This is a genomic window from Pedobacter cryoconitis (genome assembly GCF_014200595.1).
GTDB lineage: Bacteria > Bacteroidota > Bacteroidia > Sphingobacteriales > Sphingobacteriaceae > Pedobacter > Pedobacter cryoconitis_C.
Map to the genome: position 1 here is coordinate 389,122 of NZ_JACHCG010000003.1, position 17,981 is coordinate 407,102.

Below are 17,981 nucleotides of genomic sequence, written 5' to 3' on the forward strand. Positions count from 1 at the left end.
TGAATAGAATTTAATTTTAGAATGATAATTTGGCATTGAATCCGATAACTCTTGTGGTAGGATAAGCACCACTCTGGAAGCCTTGAGCATTACCTGAAGATAAATTCTCTTCTGGATCTGCATATGGTAGGTTTTTATGAATAATCCATAAGTTTCTTCCAAAAACAGAAAGATCTACCCCTTTAACTGGGCCCCAATTAGTCAGCATTGATTTTGGTAAGCTATAAGTCAAGGTTGCTTCTCTTAATTTCACATAACCCGCATCATAAATAAATTCCGACTGTGGATATCTGCCATTATTTGCATCAATAATTACACGTTTTGTATTTGGCTTACCGTCAGCCGTCACACCTGGCAAAATAACACCTCCACTTTTGCTGTCATTCGTAAGTGGACTTCTAACTGGGTTACCCAAATCGTTATTACCAACAGTATTAGGTAATATACCTGTGTAAGTTGCATAGAATTGATCTAACGACCATAAATCGCCACCTTTTTTGATATCTATTAAGAAACCTAAAGTAATGCTTTTATATCTGAATTTATTATAGATACCACCCATCCAGTCCGGGTTGATGTTTCCAATTACATTATTCGTCGTACTTGTTGATTGATAATAACCATCAGCACCAACAACTTTTTGACCCTGAGCATCATAGACATAAGTTTTACCTTGGATTGTTCCAAAAGCCTGACCTAATGTTCCATTTACGCTAATCCCAGCATTGAAAGCTGCGATCTGTACGTTTTTACTGTCATTATATAATTGTTTTACTAAATTCCTGTTTCTGGTCCAGTTTACATTGATAGTCCAGTTAAAATTATCTGTCTTGATTGGAGTACCATAAACAGAAAGCTCAACTCCTTTATTTTGAATAGTACCGGCGTTGACGAAAGTATTAGAAAAACCAACAGATGGAGAAACTGCAACCGGAAGGATTTGATTTTTAGTATTCGTTACATAATATGATGCATCAAAACCAACACGGTTTTTCAAGAATGCCATCTCCAGACCAAACTCAGTACTTTGTGTTTGCTCAGGCTTTAAATTAATATTATTAGTTATTTGTGGATAAGAAGTTACAATTGTACTTCCAAATTGGTTTTCAATTTTATAAGAATTTAAGGTACTACCCCATGGCGCATCATTACCCACAGTAGCATAGTTAACTCTGAATTTACCCGAAGACAACCAATCTTGTTGTATATGTTTAGAGAATAACCAGCTACCAGCAACAGAGTAATAATTATAGGCATTATTACCCGTAGGTAAAGTTGAAGATTTATCTCTTCTGAATGTACCATCAAAAGTTAAAAACTCTTTGTAAGTTAGTGTAGCACCACCAAAATAACCATCAACTTCTTTAGGCTGATAAGTTTCAATAGGAGCAGCCAGCGTTCCAACAGAGTTAGATATACTATACAAGCCTGGTACAATTAAACCACCATTGGTTGTGTTAAAAATACTTGTGACTTTACTTTTTCTGATGTTAGTACCTAAAAGTGCTTTAAAGTTCAGATCTTTTGAGATGTTTTTATCAACGTTTGCGATTAAATCATAATTTGTCTCATTGAAAGTACGATCCTGACGCGAATAAGATGCAGGACCCTGACTACCTACAGCAATACGCTCTTCCTGATTCTCATTGTAAGCATCTAATGTTACTCTTCCTAAAATGTTCAACCAATCATTAACTTTATAATTTAATGCTGCATTTCCAAAAATTCTGGTTCTGGTATCAGTTTCAAAATTCTCATATCTGGTCCAGTAATAATTGTCAGTATACTTCGGAACTAAACCTGCTGCTGTAGACGGATCTGCCCAGTTCCAGGCTATATTCTTCTTATTTCTGAAATATGCATCTTTCTGAGCCTGAATATCTACGTTAGTCTGATACCATTGTCTGAAGTTCTGATTCACATTCTGACCACTATAACCTGAACCATATCTGCCCTTACCGTCAATTTTTGAGAAATTCGCAGATGCAGAAGCAGTTAAACGATCAGTAATCTTATAGGTAGACCCAAAATTCACAATGTTTTTCAGTACTCTACTGTTTGGTAAAGTTCCTCTCTCATCATTTCTGCTATACCCAAGTTTAATAGTCCCTTTATCTGTTGCTCCATCTAACATTATACTGTTACTGTTAGAAATAGCAGTCTGATAGAATGATGCAGGACCATTAGCTGCGGCTACCCATGGAGTTTTTTTATGGAAATTAGGAGAAGCAGGATCAAAAGCATCCCATTGATAAACTAATAAATTAGGATCAAATTTTGCCCCATATGAAGCATCTTCACCAGTTGGCACAACTTTTTCCTTAACACCATTTCCTAATACATCAATTAAAAGGAAACCATCACCACTTTCATAGCCTTTTGAATAACCAGCACCGTATTCTTTCTGATAAGTAGGGAATGTTGATTTATCAATCGATCCAATGGATAATCCAGTGTTAATCGTTATACCCATACCATTTTGTTTTCTGCTTTTGGTTGTAATCATGATTACACCATTTGCACCTCTTGAACCGTATAAAGCACTTGCAGCCGCACCTTTCAGTACATTCACAGACTCAATATCATCAGGATTGATATCCGCTGCCGCGTTACCATAATCATATCCGCCTTTACCTTTAGTCTGATCCTCTTTGTTATTGTTAGAGTTATCAACAGGTACACCATCAACTACGAATAAAGCCTGGTTATTACTTGTCAATGATTTATTACCCCTGATCACCACATTTGTAGATCCGCCAATAGCGTTACCTTGAATAATTTGTAAACCAGAAACCTTTCCAGATAATGCTGAGGCTGCATTCGCTGTTCTGGTCTGAGTTATTTCATCACCCTTAACTTGTTGCGCTGCATAAGGCAGAGAGTTTTTAGTTCTCAATTGTCCCATTGCAGTTACTACAACTTCATTCAGTTGTTGATTATCCGCTATTAAAGACAAATTAAGTGATGAATTAGTACCTACAGTAACCTCTTTAGGTAAATAACCGATAAAAGAGAAGACTAAGACTGCTTTGCTTTCTGCACGGATAGTAAATTTTCCATTTCCTGCTGTGCTTGTTGCGATTTGTGTTCCTTTGATTTTTACACTTACGCCTGGAAGGGGAAGGCCATCTTCCTGGGCCGTAACTGTGCCACTGATTGTCCGTTCCTGAGCCATTGCAGATACTGCAACAAACAGAAGTACGAACAAACTTTGTAGAAGTTTTTTCATAATTCTAAATAATTTAGTTAGTTAATTGTTAATAATGGTTAATGAGTGGTTGATACTCGTACTGGTTGATAATCACCTAATATAGGGTTTGAAAATGATCTACAAAACTTTTTTTTACATTTTTTGACAATTTAAATCGTTTATGCAAAAAAATATACAACCTAAAGTAGAGGCATATTCTGGTTTTCATTATTAACCTATAATTAATATCAGGAGGCGCATTTTTGAATCCAAAAAGTGCTAAAAAAGCACTGAGACAAGCAATTCTTCCAAAATTTGAAGAATGAAATCAGCCACTTTTTTTATCGCAGGAATTCATAACATTTTAGTTACAGAGTAAGCTTTGGGAGCTTAACGGAGAATCATTTTCGGAAGGATGCAGGGTTATTGCCCTAAATCACCTTTGACATAAGTTTCACCTGACCCTTGTTCAAAGGCTACAGAGCTGAAATCTTCAGGTGCAGTAAAATTTACCGCATTTAAAACGGTGCCATCAGGCCGGGTAACTATACCTTTTGGAGAGTAATACATTTTTTTTTGTTGATTCCAGGTCAGCTCTTCTGTATTAAAAGTCAGATCATCACGAACAACAACAACATTTTTCTTGAATATCGTTACCTGTTCAGTTTCTTTTCTGATCGCATAATCAGAAGTAATAGTTCCTGTAACGTTTTGCTTTGGATCGAAGAAGGTAATTTTCACTCCTTTCGGCATCTCCTGATATTTACTCCCGGAAGATGGGTTTACCTGATCCAGGATGGGCGCAAACCCTTTGGCTTTAACTACCGCAGAATCGCTGAAAACGATTTCTACCTTTAAAGACCGGTCCTTACTGAGTGTAAGTTTTTTAGAGGATATTGTTGCCGCTTTTTTTAAGTCATCCCCATTGCAGGAGCTTAAAAAAAGCGGGACAAAGCACAGTATAACTATACGGGATAATATACCGGCAATATTCATTAGTCGAATTTAAATCTTTTGAACCAGGTATCATTCAGCGTGAAGCCTAAATGAACACTGATATAGTTTTCCTGAAGGGTACCACTTTGCATAGTTCCTCTGCGGCCCAGCTCAGTGGTGAAGTTCATTTTATAGAAGGTACCTCTGGTTTGGGAATTTGCCAATGGCAATCCAAGACCGAAGGATATCGCCATTTGTTTCACATCCTGATCAGAGATATTGATATAAGTCTTATCATAACTAAAACCTAAACGATAGTCAACTCTTTTAAAATAACTATTGATTGAAGTAATATCAGGTGTAATCTGACCACCTACTGATATGCCCTGGCTATTTTGCAAACCCTGGTTCACCCCATTAATAGCATATGAAGACCATTTACCTGTTCTGAAATCTGCACCAATCAACCATTTGTTATCTTTTTGCAATGCAATTCCGAAGTTATGTATCAAAGGAAGTTTCAGATTAGATTTTCCGCTCCCTATAGAATCCACAGTTTCTACAGTTACATTTCCATCTCCTGTACTGCCATCATACAGATACTTACTGGCCATAAAGGTTCTCGTAGAGTTGATGGTAGAAGCTGATGAACCAGAATAACCAAAAGTCAATAACATTTTTGAGGTTAAACGGATATCATACTGCGCACCATAAGAGAAACTGATACCGCCAACACTGTTTTTATTTTGCAGACGGGTAGCAAAAGCACTTGGATCATTTACAAATTCAACACCTTTATCTTCAATCAGGTTTCCGAAAAGGTATTCCATATTGGCACCAATTCTAAAATGATCTCCAAAACGGTAACCATAACCGATATAAGCTTTCGATAACCCGCCTTCACCAGTATAAACATTATTTACATCAGAAGTTGAAGGATTTCCAGGTGTACCTGCAATAGTCTGTTTGTTAGAGAAATTATAGCCCAGCTCTGAATACGGAAGGATACCAAAACTCAATGCAGAGTGCCGGTTTACCGGAAAAGCCAAAGCAAGGTGGCTTAAGGTACCATTGAAACTGTTTTCAGCTGCACCATCCTTTTTCAGGTTGGTAAAAGTACCCGCAATACCAACATCAATAGTCGTCGAAGTGATTCCGGCATAGGATGCAGGATTCTGAATGTTGATGTTGTTATATCCGGTAGGCTTATTAACCGCTGTGGAAATTCCGCCCATCGCCCTGAACTGAGGGAGTAAGACACCTTTGAGATTTCCGATTCCATATTTAGAATATGGCGACTGGGTAGTAACCTGTGCGTTGACAGAAATGCTGGCCAGCAGAACTAAAACTGCCGTTATATAATTAATTTTTTTGTACATATTCAAATGCAATGACTTCATTTAATCCTTTTAATACTAAATAGGGATCGTGTATAATTTGAGGTGCAAAGATGCTGTTTTTTAATTGTTCCAGCAAAAAAGTAGCATCCCCTCCAGTTATAACTACCTTCAGTTCTTTATTATTTTTGTTATTTAATGCTATAAATCCTTCAACTTCGTTGATTACTCCCTGTAAGACGCCATTTATGATGGCTGTCTCTGTATCAGTACCCCGAGGAATAATTTGTAATTCCCTGTCCCACTTCACTAATGGCAGCTTTCCGGTATAGTGATTCAAAGCAGAAAACCGCATATTAAGGCCTAAACTAATGCTTCCGCCATAATAAGCTCCCTCCTTATTTAAAAAATCATAGGTAATACAGGTTCCTGCATCTATAACCAAACAATCCTGCTGGGGATAGGCGTGATGAACGGCAATTATTTTTGCCCATCTGTCCTGCCCTAAAGTGGATATTGTTTTATAATAATTATTTATACCCGTATTCAGATTAGTAGAAAACGGCATATAATTAGTTTTTGCCTGCAATAAAGTCAAAAGCTCCGCATCAGCCTTCTTCACACTGGAAACAGTAGAATTAGCGACTTTATATTCTGCGATTAATGTCGTCAGCACCTGCTGATCAAAATGCTCAAGGATTTGAAAAAATACCAGCACTTTATCGTTAAAAACAGCTATTTTACTGTTAGTATTGCCGATATCTATTACGAGATTATGCATTTACCAATCCACACTTCATGTTACAAAGCTATTAATCTTTACGAAGTTTCAAGCCGTCAAATTGTTAAAAAAAGTTAAACAAATAAAAAGAACTGTATCGTTAAGACTAAAATAACAAACAGGCTTTCATAAAACCATCGTTTTGTCGCATTCGAAAAATAGTAAGCCAGCAAAACTGCACCCGGCGGCACACAAAGTAAAAAGTGGTAAAGTTTAAAATTCGACTTCGTATAAACACTTAAAATCGCAATCAGAAACATGAAAAACAGCATTTGAAAGGCTTTCCTGGTACTGATAAAACTCCTGAAGAAATTTTCCCGCAACTGTATAGAAGCCAGTACCATCGTGATCCCTACCGGAACCAGCACCAGGTAATCATTATACCTGATCCTGAACATGGATGGAAACTTATTTTTTAAAGGAAGCCATATTTTGTAAAACATCCCCAGGTTGTCGTTCCAGTAATAGAAAACAGCCAGAAAAAAGATAATCGTCAGAAAACCTACCAGTCCGGAAACCCATTCCCGCCAGTTAAAAGAGCGGTATAACAGTAAACTCAGCCAGATCAGCAAAAGCATCATCACAAAAGGGAAATAAATCAGTGTGCCCACTGCGATAAAGAGCCCGATATCAAACATAATCATGATTGCATTGGGCGATTTACCAATTTTCAATAGTTTATCCATGATCAGGATCAGCATGAAATTCGAGATCAGCACAGGACTGAGAATAAGAAAAGGATCGAATAAACTGGCTCCTGTGATATAGAGTAAAGCAGGGAGAAAGCTTGGTTTTGCGAGTAAAGTATGGTTATTAACGATCCTGTTAAAGATAATCGCTTGTATAAAAACCAAAATACCGGCCAGCAGAATGTTGGTAATCACCGAAAAATTATCACCTATAGGAATTTGAATCAAAAACTTGGCATACGGCTCCATAAACTCAAAATTCAACCGTACTGGTGGATTGATCAAAATCGAGATCCGCATAAAAAAAGTATATGCGAACAGCAGGAGTATATTGATAGGGTTTAACGTTTTGAATTGATTGATCATGCCGTAAATAGAAGGGCAAAGTAAAGAAATTTATCTGGCAAACTGGCTGACAACTTTTTCAATCACATCAGCAGTCTCATCAGGAAAATTAAATTGATGCGTTTGCGGCTGAAGTACCCATTTCTGAATCACAGGCAGCCAGTTTTTATTAGATCCCCAGATCACAGGCAAACCCATTTGCTGTAAAGCATAAGCATTACACTGTTGCTCGTATTGAAATTTCATCGGGACAACCAGCAGTTTTTTACCCAGAAACAAAGCTTCAGCAGGCCCTTCAAAGCCACCGCCTGTAAATAAGCCTTCACAACTTGCCATACTCAGATTAAACTGTTCATTATTGACAGGACGCACCTGAACATTTCCGTCTGTAAAACTTGTCTTCGTATGTTTAGAGAAAACCTGCCATTGTACATGGGGAATTTGTTTCAAAATCGGCACCAGCATTTCATCAGCAATTGCCGGCAAATAGACTGTATAGTGCCCCAGGTTACTCGTCTGCAAGTTTCTGATCTCTGAACGGATAACTGGTGTATGGATAAAATCGTCGTATTCTTTGAAATGAAAACCCACATAATGGGTTGATGGCGCATAGTATTTCATTACTAATTGTGCCCAGTCTATACTTTTAGGCTTTGGAACTTTCTTCGACTGAAAAGATGCCTGATGGCTTAAGCCCACACTTTCCACCCCTTTTAATTTACAAGCCCATGCCGTAACAGGTTCAAAATCATTTAAAATAAGATCGTAGTTTTTAAGTGGGAGCTGACGCATATCTTTTACAAACCGCGGAAGATTCATTGACTTCCAGGTTTCGTAATGGTCTACCCCACCCTTTTTACCGAAAATAAAACTAAAACCATGAAGCTGATAAGCCACTTGCTGACTCAATTTAACATCAGCCTGTGTACCACTGATTAATAATTCTACATCGCCGTGCTGTTGTAATAAAGGCACGATTTCACGTGCGCGGCTGATATGACCGTTTCCTGTACCTTGAATAGCATAAAGTATCTTCATCCTTGCCGAATATCTGTAATTTTATTTGCTAGACAATTTCTAATTTTATCTTTTGTAGCAACATATTGATATCCAGCTTACTATGCAAATCCTCACTATCAGAAAGAATTCCCTCTTCTACCTCGTCTGTCTGAAAGTCTTTCGCATCATACTTGAAGATGTTCCAGTTCTGATCCTTGTATTCCAGCGCGGTCAGGTTTTCGACCCAGTCTCCGCTGTTTAAATAGAGTACCTGCCCATCTTCAGTAGTTACTGTTCTCATCTCAGGTTGATGAATATGGCCGCATACTACATAAGCATAGCCATTTTGTGCCGCCAGTTCGGAGGCTGTATCTTCGAATTTATTGATAAACTTGACTGCATCCTTAAACTGCGCTTTAACTTTTTTAGAAAAGCTCATTTTCTCTCTGCCGAAGAGTTTCAGGCCCCAGTTGACAAAGCTATTGATCAGAATTAAACTGTCATAACCCACTGCGCCCAATTTGGCAAGCCATTTTGAATGCTGCATCGTCACATCAAAGATATCACCATGGAAAAACCACGCCTTTTTTCCGTCGAGTTCTAAAACCAGCTTATTCTGGATATGAAAAGATCCAAGGTGCATGTCCGCAAATTTGCGCAATAACTCATCATGATTTCCTGTAAGATAGTATACTGGTACGCCTTCTGCTACAAACTTCATCAGTTTTCTGACAACTTTCATATGTGTTTCAGGCCAGTATCTTTTACTGAATTGCCAGATATCAATGATATCTCCATTCAGGATCAGTATTTTGGGTTTGATACTTTTTAAATATTTAAGGAGTTCTTTTGCATGACAACCGTAAGTGCCCAGGTGGACATCAGAAATCACGACAATATCAACTTCTCTTTTACACATCGTCTTCATCTATGGTTAGTTCATAGGGACTGAAAAAGAAAGCTACAAGAGCGATAACACAGACAACCGTAATTACTTCTTGCATATCAGTTCAGTTTATATACACAAATGTGCAAAACTCAGGTTAACAATACATTAAGTAAATATTATGGTATAAACATTTGTTTTTTTAAGGATTAAGTCAAATAGAATTCAGGATAGTAAGCATTAGGGTTCCGGCTATATTGTGCAGGGGTTGTGTTGCAGTTTGAAGCGGTACTAAAGCGGCATTGAGCCGGGGTTGAAGTAGCTCAGGTCGGTTCAATGCCGGTTCAACCCCGGTTCAACGCTAGTTCAAACTGCAACACAACCTAGCCAAAACCTCTGCAAAACCCCAACTTTTCAGCCCAATAAAAAAGGGCTGGTGCATCACGCAACAACCCTTCTCATTTGATCAGTTAAAAATTCTTAACTCACCTTTTTTGTCTTTTTTTGATCTGTATAAACTGCAAATCCCAAACCTAATACCAACAGGATTGAACCTGCAAAGGAGATTTTCTCTCCCATATAATAAGAAGTAGGGTGGAAAATAAAGTCAATCTTATGGTTTCCAGCAGGAAGCTGTGCTGCACGTAAGGTATAATCAGCTCTGAAATAAGGTTTCTCTACATCATCGATGTACATTTTCCAGCCTTTATCATAATAGATCTCAGAGAAAACAGCAATTACATCTCTTGGCGCACTATAAGAATAAACCATATGGTCAGGATGATAGCTATCTAACTTAATCATTGCTGTTGGCCCGCCAATACCCGCTTTAGCCGTATCAATTAAGTTTTTGTACTTAATATCCACGATTGCTTCTTTCTTAGGATCAAAACTGCTGATCGCTTTCATTTCTTCATCAGAGTTTTTCACAAACTGAACCTGATCTACAATCCACGCATTGCCGGCAGCAGACTCATTGCGCTGCATTTTATAAGCACCAGACTGCTGATCCTGCGTAATAATATATTTAGTATTCAGCATGTCCAGCACATCGTGGTTGACGCTTTTGGTAAACTGATGATCAACCAACTCCTGAATACGTTTTAACCTCGCTGAGTGCGCTCCACCAACTGTTTTATGAAAATATGAAGCATCTGCACTGGTAAAAGTAGGAATAGACGTATCAAACACCCTGAAATCAGGATCTTTATCCGCTAAAATAAAAGTATCTACATCTCTTGGCTGATAATGGTTAGTCAATGAAGACGCAGGTACAAAATTCTGATTATTTAAATAACGGCGATCTATCTGCCACATATCAATCAGGATAAATAAAGCCAGTAAACCAAAAGCATACTCTGCTTTCATTTTTTTAGTGATGAATGCCCAGGTTAATCCAAATCCGATAGCGATAAAGATCAAAGTTCTCAAAGCATCAGCTCTTGCCAGTTCTGCTCTGTCTTGTATTAAAGCATTGCCAATGGTCAGCGCAACGTTTTTATCATTATTTACGGCCTGACTTAACGTATTCAGAAAAGCTTCATGATCCGAAGTTTTGAAACTGAAGAACAAAGTAGGTACAACTGCAATGATCAGGGCGAAACCACCTGTAATGCCCGCAGACCAGGTTAGTTTCTTAACCAGGTATTTCTGATCATATTGTCCGTCCTGAGCTTCCTTAACAGCTAATACAGCCAATATTGGGAACAACAGACCAACTACTGCCAGAATAGATTCTACAGCCCTGAATTTGTTGTATAACGGTACATAGTCGAAGAACAAATCAGATATAAATGGTAAGTTTTTACCAAATGATAAGAAAAGGAATAAGATTGTAGTCGCTAAGATCCACCATTTGATACGGTTACGAACAATAAATAACCCGAATACAAATAATAAACATACAATCGATCCGAAATAATAAGGGCCTGCTGTACCTGGCTTATCTCCCCAGTATACCGGCATTTGCGCTGCAAAACCAGCCGCCTGCTCAGGTGAAGCACCTACAGTTTCAATCGCTTTAGCTACATTTGATTTAGCATCCAGACGATTTGTTCCACCACCATATAAATTAGGGATTAAAAAGGTGAAAGATTCACTTACACCCTGGCTCCACTGATAAGCATAGTCCTTTGGAAGACCACTATCTGGTTCTGCTGCATCAGCAGTCAGGTTAGATTTACCACGGATAGTTTCTTTTCCATATTCATAAGTCGTCCACAGGTTACTCGCATTTACCATTACTGAAAGCAGTACGGCCATTCCAAGAAACCCAAGCGCTTTAGAAAGTTCTTTAGTTTTATTCGCTTTAACAGCATGGTAAATTTCTATTCCGATGTAAATTAACAGCGCTAACAGAAAATAATAAGTCATCTGGATATGGTTGGCTCTGATATTCAGGGCCAGGAAAAGTGCCGTTAAACTTGCACCCATCCAGTATTTGCCCCGCATCGTCAGAATAATCCCTGCAAGGATCGGCGCAAATAAGCCAATTGCAAGGGCCTTATTGCTATGCCCGGCACTAATAATTATAAAGTTGTAAGAAGTAAATGCGAATGCAATCGCGCCTGCCGCAGCAAGCCAGGGATTAACCTTTAATACGCAGAAAAGCAAATATGAACCTAAAAGGTACATTAAGACCGTGCCTACAGGGTTTGGTAAAACATCTGTAATCAATGCTATCCCATAAGTAGTCAGATTGAGCGGATATTGAACCCAGATCTGATAAGCCGGCATCCCGCCAAACATTTCGTTCGTCCAGAGCGGCCCTTTGCCATCTTTGGCTTTGTACTCCATGATTTCCCGCTGCATGGCTTTAGCCTGCATTACATCGCCTTGAATCGGAACCTTCCCCTGTAAAACAGGACTAAAATAGACGAAACATAAAATTACAAAAAATGCACTGATGGCTAAGTGTATGCCATTCCTTTTTAACCAATTGTTCATTAAGGTCTGTTTATATTAAACTAACCCCAAAAATATAAAATTGATACAGATTAGGAAGGAAATATATCGATTAGCGGGATATTTTTATTTAATTTCCTCGTAATCAACGAAATCACCTAGTTTATCGGCATTTCCCTGCTTAGGCTGCGGCGGTACATAGTCAATTGACAACGAGCCTTCTGGTTTAGTAGAATAGCGCTGTTGTTGTTGCTGCTGCTGTCCGGCGTAACCTGAAGACTGTTGCTGCATTTTCCCGAAGATACTTTTGACTACCATAGGAAAAACCAGTCTTAACAAAAGACGGATGATCCAGAGTATCAGTATAGTAAAAAAAAGAAATTTAATTAATCCCATTTATTTTTTCAGTTAATCTACAAATATAGACAGAATTCAATGCCGATTATTACAAAGACTGCCTGTTTGTTATATAATAATTACAATCTGTACAGAAATGTTGCTGTAATCGGCATTTAAACTCATTTAGAAGCCTAATCTTCTTCAACGATTTCTGCAACTCTTCCTATTTGCCCGTCTTCCAGACGAACTTTAATTCCACGGGAGTGAAAAGCTGAGGAAGTCAATAAGTTAGCGACTATTCCCCTGGTCAGCTTCCCGCTGCGCTGATCTTTCTTTAAAATGATTTCTACTTCTAATCCCGGATAAATATCCGATCTGTTCTTTCCGTCCATTATTTAACTTTTTGTTTACCGAATCGCTCTGCAAAAACTGTTTCCATTGCGAACATTTCATCCCGCAACCGTGCAGCCATTAAGAAATCCATATCCTTGGCTGCTTTAGCCATATCTTTACGCGTCTTATCAATTGATTTCTGCATTTCGGGTTGTGTCATATACTGCACAATCGGATCTGCCATTATACTCGCCTGATTAGTCTCTACGTAAGCATTTTTATGCTCTGTATTTGCTGAGAAGTCCAGTACAGAAGTCTGTTCCAGAATAGCTTCTCTGCTTTTTCCTACTGTTTTAGGAGTGATACCATGTTCAGCATTGTAAGCAATCTGCCGCTCTCTGCGGCGACTGGTTTCATCTATGGTTCTGGCCATGGAATCTGTTATTTTATCCGCATAAAGAATTACCCTTCCCCTGTCATTTCTTGCCGCCCTGCCGACGGTCTGAATCAATGCCCGGTCTGATCTTAAAAACCCTTCCTTATCGGCATCCAGGATCGCTACAAAAGAAACTTCCGGTAAATCCAGTCCTTCCCTTAATAAATTGATCCCGATCAGCACATCAAACTCACCTAAACGCAATCCCCTCAAAATCTCTACCCTCTCCAGTGTTTTCACTTCAGAGTGGATGTAACGGCATTTTATATTCAGCCTGTCCATGTATTTGGTCAACTCCTCTGCCATACGTTTGGTCAAAGTGGTTACCAGTACACGGTCGCCCATTTTTATAGTTTTATCAATTTCGTCCAGTAAATCATCAACCTGATTAATTGCCGGACGCACTTCAATCAGCGGATCAAGCAATCCTGTAGGACGGATCACCTGTTCGACCACAACTCCCTCAGTTTTCTGCAATTCATAATCCGCAGGTGTTGCACTTACATAAATGGTCTGCGGGGCAAGACTCTCAAACTCTTCAAAGTTTAAAGGCCTGTTGTCCAGCGCAGAAGGTAAGCGGAATCCATATTCTACCAATGACATTTTACGCGATCTGTCTCCACCGTACATCGCCCTGATTTGAGGTACAGTTACATGACTTTCATCAATGACCATCAGGTAATCTTCAGGGAAATAATCCAGCAGACAGAAAGGGCGCATACCAGGCTGACGGCCATCAAAGAACCTTGAATAGTTCTCAATACCTGAACAATAACCCAGTTCTTTCATCATTTCAATATCAAAGTTGACTCTTTCTTCCAATCGCTTGGCTTCCAGTAACTGCCTGTCTCCTATCAATTGATTTTTACGTACTTCCAGTTCTTCCTGAATTCCCCAGATCGAAGAAGTAAATCTATCTTTTGGAGTTACAAACAGATTTGCCGGATAAACGGCCATATCTTCTACTTTTTCTAATGTTTTACCAGTTACCGGATCAATAATGCTTAATTCTTCGATATCATCGCCGAAAAAAGAAATCCGGTAAGCAGTATCCAGATAAGCTGGAAAGATATCAACGGTATCACCCTTAACTCTGAATGTCCCTCTTTTAAAGTCATTGATAGTCCGTGCATATAAAATTTCAACCAGGCTATGCAGGAATGTATTTCTGGAAACCCTGGTGCCTACCGCAAACCGGAACACCGAACGGGAGAAATCTTCCGGATTTCCCATACCATAAATGCAGGAGATAGAAGAGACTACAATTACGTCCCTGCGGCCCGACATTAAGGCTGAAGTTGTTCTCAGCCTGAGTTTTTCGATCTCTTCATTGATACTTAAATCCTTTTCGATATAAGTATTGCTGCTGGGCATATAGGCCTCTGGCTGATAATAGTCATAGTAAGAAACAAAATAATTCACCTGATTTTCAGGAAAAAAGTTCTTGAATTCTCCGTATAACTGGGCAGCCAGAGTTTTATTATGGCTTAGAATCAGAGTAGGTTTCTGCGTTTGCTGAATCACATTGGCTACTGTAAACGTTTTACCAGATCCCGTTACCCCCAGTAAAGTCTGATAATTTTCATTATTGTTAACGCCTGTAACCAATTGTTCAATGGCGGCTGGTTGATCACCCGTAGGTTTATAATCTGAAACAAGTTGAAATTTCATAGCTATTCAAAGATAACAATTATTGATGTATTGGATTGTCGTGATTATATCCTAAATTTATTGGCAGCATGAAATTACTGGTATATGTTCCCATACTTACACCCAGGATTAAGTATGTTTTCAACTTTATTTTCACCGATATCCTCAAAACACAAGCAGGGTTCAGTTCGAATGTGCAGGAATTTAAGGCTTCACCGTTGCCTAAAATCACTTATTCCGACATGCCTGTTGGCGATGAGCCTTTTTTCAAGAATTCCGATTTCCTGCTTGCGCATACCATTTCGCCTCCAAATATAAAAACCACAACGTTCGGGGATATGATAGTCCCTTTTGCAGTTGATAACAGCAGTTTACCGTTTGATGTTTTCGCAGCAGCGTTTTATTTTGTAAGCCGCTATGAAGAATACCTTCCTTTTACCCCGGATACGGAAGGAAATTATCCTGCCGAAGCCAGTTTACAATCCAAACTTAAGCTGCTGGAATTCCCGGTAATAGATGGCTGGGCATTGCTGCTCAAAAACATGTTATTAAAGCGTTATCCCAAGCTGCATTTCGGACAAAAGAAATTTGAGTTCACTCCGCTGGTCTGCATGTATGATGCACCGGGGATGAGCTCGTTTAATATCTTCAGGCATGCTATTAATTTTTTAAGGAATATCCCTTTTATTTCGCGTCCCAGATCTGCTGCTCAGGCAAAGGGTAGCGGATTATCATTATTTCTGAATGAACAGCATGAAAAATACAAACTGGCTCCGGTTTACTTTTTTAAACCTTCTGCCGGGGTCGACCTGATTTGCGACCGGCAGATCAGCTTTCCAAAAAGTTATCTGCAATTGCTTAAATCGGGTGTGCTCAAAGATTACAGAATGGGTTATGATACGACCATTGGCTTCAGAGCCGGTACTTGTACGCCGTTTTTCTGGTATGATCTTCAGCTGGAGAAAACTACGCATTTACAGATTTATCCTATAGCTATCAATGATACTATTCTCTTACAGAACAGAACTTTCAATATTGATGAAACGCTTGATCAATGGGGGAAACTGATCGCAAATGTTAAATTGTTAAATGGTCATTTCTATGTGTTATGGCACAAAGAAACTTTACCAGAATTTGGTAAGGGGAAAGTTGGAAGAAGACTATACACACAATTGTTAAGCAATTTTTTATCTTTGGCGGATGATATTTGACCTGAGTAAAACAAATTCTATTGCGAATATTTTCATGGCAGAATTGCGTGATGAAACTATACAGAAGGATACAATGCGTTTCCGTAAAAACCTGGAAAGACTAGGTGAATTTTTCGCCTGGGAAATCAGCAGAAATCTACCGTATAATGATTCAGAAACACAAACTCCGTTGGGAATTGCAAAAACCAAAGCGCTGGACAGTCAACCGGTACTTGCTACAATTTTACGTGCCGGATTACCGATGCAACAAGGGATGTTGAATATCTTTGATCGTGCCGATGCAGCATTTGTTACTGCTTACCGGAAGTCAAATCCTGCGGGAACGATAGAAATTCATGTGGATTATATCTCCTCTCCTGATTTAACGGACAGAGTACTGGTTATGGTCGATCCGATGCTGGCTACTGGTTTAAGCATGGTATTGTGCTGTAAAGAACTGATGGCGAAATACAAAATTAAAGAATTACATATTGTAGCGGCTATTGCAAGTGCTGAAGGGGTAAGACATGTACGTGCAAATTTACCTCATGCTAAATTGTGGCTAGGTGCTATAGACGATGAAATGACTGTTAAGTCATATATTGTACCGGGATTAGGTGACGCAGGAGATCTTGCTTACGGAACCAAAATCTAAGTATCAAATGATCAAACATATCTTTTTTGATTTAGACCATACGATCTGGGATTTTGATAAAAATGCGAGGGAAACTTTAACTGAGTTGTATCATCAGTATGAATTGAACCTGCTTGGCCTTCCTGCCTGCGATTTATTTATAGATGTTTATACAGAAAATAATCATTCGCTCTGGGCAGAGTATCATTTGGGAAAAATCACCAAAGAAGTATTGAGGTCTGAGCGTTTCAGCAGAACTTTCGTTCAGCTGGGCATAGCTCCGGATTTACTTCCACATGGATTTGAAGCGGATTATGTGAATCAAAGCCCAAGAAAAAAGAACTTATTCGAAGGATCGGAAAAAGTGCTGGCTTATTTACAGCAGAAATATACGTTACATATTATCTCTAATGGGTTCAAGGAAACTACGCTGACTAAAATGGCTACTTGTAATTTAAATCCATATTTTTCGAATGTAATTATTTCTGAAGATGTGGGTGTGAATAAGCCTGATCGTGCTATTTTCGAATATGCACTGCAAAAGGCTGGTGCCAAAAAACAAGAGAGTATTATGATTGGTGATAGCCTGGAAGCAGATATCCGCGGTGCGCAGGATTTCGGGATTAAAGCTATTTTCTTTAATCCCTTAAATATCGCCCAGCCTGCTGATGTGGAATGGCAAATATTACACCTGGAAGAATTAATGCAACATTTTTAGCAATTTGCTGTTTTAACCGGAATAGCTGTTTAAATTCAGGTTATTATTAAACTGATAACCTGAATTTAATTTAACCAAACCTACAAGCTAGCCTATGCGCAATTCTTCCGTTTTTTCTTTGCTGAAAGATATTTCAGCAAAATACCATGATTTTTTACGGGAGGTTCCTGACGATCAGTTTCAATTGACTCCGCCTATTGGGGGATGGTCGTATAGTGAAGTATATTCACATATTTTTGATATCAGCATTCTGACACTTAAAGAGGTTGAGCATTGCATCAAGGGCGAGGGAAAAATAAAACCTACCGCTTTTATAGTCAAAGTGATCTTGTTTTTCGGAAGTTTCCCACCAAACGCAAAGTATAAAGTGCCCAAAGCATTGGTTGGAAGGGAACGGAAAATCACGAAGGAAGCCGCTGCTGCTTTTATACAGAAATTCCTGGAAGAGCTGGATATTGTTTACAGTCAGCTTCATCTGGCAGATCCCGCACTTAAAACGCTTCATCCACGTTTAGGTTATTTAAATGCATCACAATGGTTTCGTTTTATGGAAATCCATTTAAAACATCATTTGAAACAATTAAAGCGAATTGAGAAGAGTTTTTAATTTCACA

At 38.8% G+C, this 17,981-nt stretch carries 15 protein-coding genes; 4 read left to right on the forward strand and 11 right to left on the reverse strand.

Annotation, left to right across the window (positions count from 1 at the left end):
• Nucleotides 1–16 precede the first annotated feature (16 nt).
• The 11 genes from HDE70_RS18805 to uvrB all read right to left on the reverse strand — a co-directional run bounded on the left by HDE70_RS18805 (nt 17) and on the right by uvrB (nt 14,846).
• A complete protein-coding gene (locus HDE70_RS18805; RefSeq protein WP_183868302.1) occupies nt 17–3,229 on the reverse strand; it encodes a SusC/RagA family TonB-linked outer membrane protein in 3,213 nt (1,070 codons plus the stop codon).
• Between the two features lie 384 nt (nt 3,230–3,613).
• A complete protein-coding gene (locus HDE70_RS18810) occupies nt 3,614–4,186 on the reverse strand; it encodes a hypothetical protein (RefSeq protein WP_183868303.1) in 573 nt (190 codons plus the stop codon).
• Nucleotides 4,186–5,526, reverse strand: coding sequence for a hypothetical protein (locus tag HDE70_RS18815; protein ID WP_260161314.1), 1,341 nt, complete (start codon nt 5,524–5,526; stop codon nt 4,186–4,188). The genes HDE70_RS18810 and HDE70_RS18815 overlap by 1 nt, the downstream gene beginning before the upstream one ends.
• Nucleotides 5,489–6,244 carry a type III pantothenate kinase gene (locus HDE70_RS18820; protein ID WP_183891540.1) on the reverse strand — a complete coding sequence of 252 codons (756 nt, stop codon included), beginning with the start codon at nt 6,242–6,244 and terminating at the stop codon, nt 5,489–5,491. Before HDE70_RS18820 ends, HDE70_RS18815 begins: the two co-directional genes overlap by 38 nt.
• Nucleotides 6,245–6,318: 74 nt before the next feature.
• Nucleotides 6,319–7,233, reverse strand: a complete 915-nt coding sequence (locus HDE70_RS18825; RefSeq protein ID WP_260161316.1) for a DUF6427 family protein — start codon at nt 7,231–7,233, stop codon at nt 6,319–6,321.
• A gap of 96 nt (nt 7,234–7,329) precedes the next feature.
• Nucleotides 7,330–8,316 (reverse strand): glycosyltransferase family protein, encoded by a 987-nt coding sequence (locus tag HDE70_RS18830; protein WP_183868306.1) that lies wholly within the window; start codon nt 8,314–8,316, stop codon nt 7,330–7,332.
• Nucleotides 8,317–8,344: 28 nt separating this feature from the next.
• Nucleotides 8,345–9,196, reverse strand: a complete 852-nt coding sequence (locus tag HDE70_RS18835) for a UDP-2,3-diacylglucosamine diphosphatase (RefSeq protein WP_183868442.1) — start codon at nt 9,194–9,196, stop codon at nt 8,345–8,347.
• Between the two features lie 447 nt (nt 9,197–9,643).
• The gene (locus HDE70_RS18840) at nt 9,644–12,109 is read right to left on the reverse strand and encodes a hypothetical protein (RefSeq protein ID WP_183891541.1); all 2,466 of its coding nucleotides are present in this window, start codon (nt 12,107–12,109) and stop codon (nt 9,644–9,646) included.
• An 84-nt stretch (nt 12,110–12,193) separates the two neighbouring features.
• Nucleotides 12,194–12,463 carry a DUF4834 family protein gene (locus HDE70_RS18845; RefSeq protein ID WP_183868308.1) on the reverse strand — a complete coding sequence of 90 codons (270 nt, stop codon included), beginning with the start codon at nt 12,461–12,463 and terminating at the stop codon, nt 12,194–12,196.
• A 134-nt stretch (nt 12,464–12,597) separates the two neighbouring features.
• Nucleotides 12,598–12,798 carry a YwbE family protein gene (locus HDE70_RS18850; protein ID WP_183891542.1) on the reverse strand — a complete coding sequence of 67 codons (201 nt, stop codon included), beginning with the start codon at nt 12,796–12,798 and terminating at the stop codon, nt 12,598–12,600.
• Nucleotides 12,798–14,846 carry an excinuclease ABC subunit UvrB gene (uvrB, locus tag HDE70_RS18855; RefSeq protein WP_221270701.1) on the reverse strand — a complete coding sequence of 683 codons (2,049 nt, stop codon included), beginning with the start codon at nt 14,844–14,846 and terminating at the stop codon, nt 12,798–12,800. Before uvrB ends, HDE70_RS18850 begins: the two co-directional genes overlap by 1 nt.
• Nucleotides 14,847–14,914: 68 nt before the next feature.
• Between uvrB and HDE70_RS18860 the strand changes: the two genes are divergently transcribed.
• The 4 genes from HDE70_RS18860 to HDE70_RS18875 all read left to right on the forward strand — a co-directional run bounded on the left by HDE70_RS18860 (nt 14,915) and on the right by HDE70_RS18875 (nt 17,974).
• Complete coding sequence (locus HDE70_RS18860) at nt 14,915–16,036, forward strand: DUF7033 domain-containing protein (RefSeq protein ID WP_183891543.1); 1,122 nt, start codon at nt 14,915–14,917, stop codon at nt 16,034–16,036.
• Nucleotides 16,026–16,670 (forward strand): uracil phosphoribosyltransferase, encoded by a 645-nt coding sequence (upp, locus tag HDE70_RS18865; RefSeq protein ID WP_183868310.1) that lies wholly within the window; start codon nt 16,026–16,028, stop codon nt 16,668–16,670. The genes HDE70_RS18860 and upp overlap by 11 nt, the downstream gene beginning before the upstream one ends.
• 7 nt (nt 16,671–16,677) lie before the next feature.
• Nucleotides 16,678–17,367, forward strand: a complete 690-nt coding sequence (locus tag HDE70_RS18870; protein ID WP_183891544.1) for a YjjG family noncanonical pyrimidine nucleotidase — start codon at nt 16,678–16,680, stop codon at nt 17,365–17,367.
• A 94-nt stretch (nt 17,368–17,461) separates the two neighbouring features.
• Complete coding sequence (locus tag HDE70_RS18875) at nt 17,462–17,974, forward strand: DinB family protein (RefSeq protein WP_183868312.1); 513 nt, start codon at nt 17,462–17,464, stop codon at nt 17,972–17,974.
• Nucleotides 17,975–17,981 lie beyond the last annotated feature (7 nt).